This window comes from Streptomyces silvisoli (genome assembly GCF_029269905.1).
GTDB classification, from domain to species: domain Bacteria; phylum Actinomycetota; class Actinomycetes; order Streptomycetales; family Streptomycetaceae; genus Streptantibioticus_A; species Streptantibioticus_A silvisoli_A.
Genome location: NZ_JARJBC010000074.1, coordinates 1 through 930 on the forward strand (window position 1 = coordinate 1; position 930 = coordinate 930).

The 930-nt window shown below is 64.1% G+C and carries 1 protein-coding gene; it reads left to right on the forward strand.

The genetic code is table 11. The features are described from left to right. A partial coding sequence (locus tag P3G67_RS35765) for an IS630 family transposase (protein ID WP_276097242.1) occupies positions 1 to 930 on the forward strand: 930 nt, incomplete at its 5' end.

Here is a 930-nt window from a genome sequence, read left to right on the forward strand (position 1 = left end):
CGCGATTTGCGGGTGACCGCCGATACGGTCCGCAAGTGGCGGCGCCGGTTCCTTGCCGAGCGGTTGGACGGCCTGGTTGACGAGCCCAGGCCGGGTCGGCCGCCCACTGTCGGGGTCGATCAGGTGGAGGCGGTCGTGGTCGCCACGCTGGAGGAGATCCCGAAGAACGCCACCCATTGGTCGCGGAAGTCGATGGCTGACCACAGTGGCCTGTCGAAGTCCACCGTCGGCCGGATCTGGCGGAAGTTCCAGCTCAAGCCGCATCTGACGAACACCTTCAAGCTGTCCACGGATCCGTTGTTCGTGGAGAAGGTCTACGACGTCGTCGGTCTGTACTTCAACCCGCCCGAGGGTGCGGTGGTTCTCTCGGTGGATGAGAAGTCCCAGATCCAGGCCCTGGACCGCTCTCAGCCGGTGCTGCCGATAATGCCGGGGATGCCCGAGCGACGCACCCACGACTACGTGCGCAACGGGTTGACCACGTTGTTCGCCGCGTTCGATGTCGCCACCGGCGAGGTCATCAGCGCCCTGCATCGCCGACACCGGGCGGCGGAGTTCAAGAAGTTCCTGATCCGGATCGACAAGGAGGTTCCCGCACACCTTCAGATCCATCTCATCTGTGACAACTACGGCACCCACAAGACACCCGCGATCAAGGCGTGGCTGGCCAAGCACCCTCGGTTCCACGTGCACTTCACCCCGACCGGCTCCTCGTGGATCAATCAGGTGGAGCGGTGGTTCGGCTTCCTGGCCGACCAGATGATCCGCCGCGGTGCCCACAAGAACGTCCAAGCCCTCGAAGCCGATATCCGCCGCTGGGTCAAAAACTGGAACGAGGACCCCAAGCCGTTCATCTGGACGAAGACCGCCGAGGAGATCCTCGACTCCCTCGCCCGCTTCTGCCGACGGATCTCTGGCGCAGGACACTAG